Annotated in this window: 2 protein-coding genes; both read right to left on the bottom strand. The window is 59.7% G+C overall.

Annotation, left to right across the window (positions count from 1 at the left end):
* Positions 1 to 962 (bottom strand): plasmid replication protein RepC (repC, locus tag KBI52_RS01515; RefSeq protein WP_210804871.1); only part of this gene is annotated, 962 nt, incomplete at its 3' end.
* Between the two features lie 175 nt (positions 963 to 1137).
* Positions 1138 to 1350 carry a hypothetical protein gene (locus KBI52_RS01510; protein WP_210804872.1) on the bottom strand — a complete coding sequence of 71 codons (213 nt, stop codon included), beginning with the start codon at positions 1348 to 1350 and terminating at the stop codon, positions 1138 to 1140.
* Positions 1351 to 1450: the final 100 nt, after the last annotated feature.

Genomic DNA, 1450 nt, shown 5'->3' with positions numbered 1-1450 from the left:
ATCTCCTCCACGGCCTCGGCCCAGGCGCTCTCATGTGCCCCGAGGGAAGCCCGCAGGTAGCGGCCGGCCGAGACGATATCCGCCAGATCCCGCACCGGCTGGCCGTAGTCGCTTAAGGTCGGGCAGGCCTCAAGGATTAATTCCGGTGATAGGTGCTCTGACGGTTGTTCGGTTGAACGAACCGCCTCAGCTTTCTTCGGAAAGCCCTTGTTACAAGGCTCACTAGGAGATCCGTTGTTGTTATTAGTGTGACGGCAGTCTTTGCCGCCATTGCCCGCTTCTAAGAAAGCTTGCTCGCATGCCATCCTCACGGCTGTCCACTCATCGAGGATCGCGTGCGGCATGGCCTTCGTGCTGCGCACAGGTGTGCGGGCTTTCAGGCCTTTGACCTGTTCCTCAAGGTCGGAGCGATCAAGATCTGGATAATGCTCAGCTAAGGCACTCAGCGCCTCTTCGGCCGCCCGCCTGGCGATGGTGATCTCGTCGAAAGCGCGTTTGCGCGCTTCCTGGGCCTGCTTCATCTCGATGAGACGCTCAGCCCACTCCCCTCGCTTGGCGTAAACGGGGGTCAGGTCAAACCCAAAGGCGTCGACGAGCTCTCCAGCCAAGTCTTTGACTGCATAGCGCTTTCCGTTCGGGGATTCCTTCGGGACGATGAGCTGCTGATCGATGAGGACCTTGAACGCATAGCGGATGGAGCGCTCCGAGAGGCCGGTGCGGCTCATGAGGTAGTCGTTGGACGGCCAGACCAGCAGCCGCTCCCACTCCTGCTCGCCCCAGCAGGCGACGAGCTCGGAGAGGACGGACCGGGGTCCGTTGCGCAATTCCAGGGCCTTGGCAGCCTCACGAGCTGCCGCAGATAGTTCTTTTCTCGTCACCGTGCGCCCAGCGTCGAGCGCAAGTTCTCTCGCGGCCAGAGCGGCATGTCTCAGCCGCCGGCCTCCTGACGATGCAAGCTGCATCGTACCCTCCATGGTGAGGGCAAAGCGGGAGCGTTCACCGTAACCGATGCTCTTGACAGTCAGCTTGTCGGGATGGCATAAGGACGTTGCAACACATCTTCTTATGCCCACCCTCGCGGTGGTCTCCAAAGGCCCTCGAAGTTTCCAGCTTCGTGGGCCTTTTGCTTTGCCTGGTTTACGTCACGACATTTCGCTCCTTTTGAGCAAATAGGGCCTCGAGGGCATGGGTGATGACGGCCTCGCGGGACTTGAAGCGCCCACTCTCGACCGCTTCGTCGATCGCAGTACTCAGAAGTCCAGGAATCCAGACGTTCACTTCCTTGTCTCCCCGTTCCCGGCGAGACTTGCGAAAGCGCTGTACGCGCTCGATCCCTTTCACGTCAGGCATGGCATTCACCCGTTACACTCGTGCCGTTACGAGACATGACCGATTCTGAGTTGGCTGTGGAGTCGCGCGTCAAGAATCCATTCACAATAGATCGATTCAG

This window comes from Microvirga sp. HBU67558, from assembly GCF_018069605.1.
Classification (GTDB): domain Bacteria; phylum Pseudomonadota; class Alphaproteobacteria; order Rhizobiales; family Beijerinckiaceae; genus Microvirga; species Microvirga terrae.
This window is presented reverse-complemented; position numbering and strand designations above follow the sequence as displayed.

Bases quoted from the DNA above. Each gene is read 5' to 3' on its own strand.
- KBI52_RS01510 (WP_210804872.1), bottom strand. From the start codon at position 1,350: ATGCCTGACGTGAAAGGGATCGAGCGCGTACAGCGCTTTCGCAAGTCT.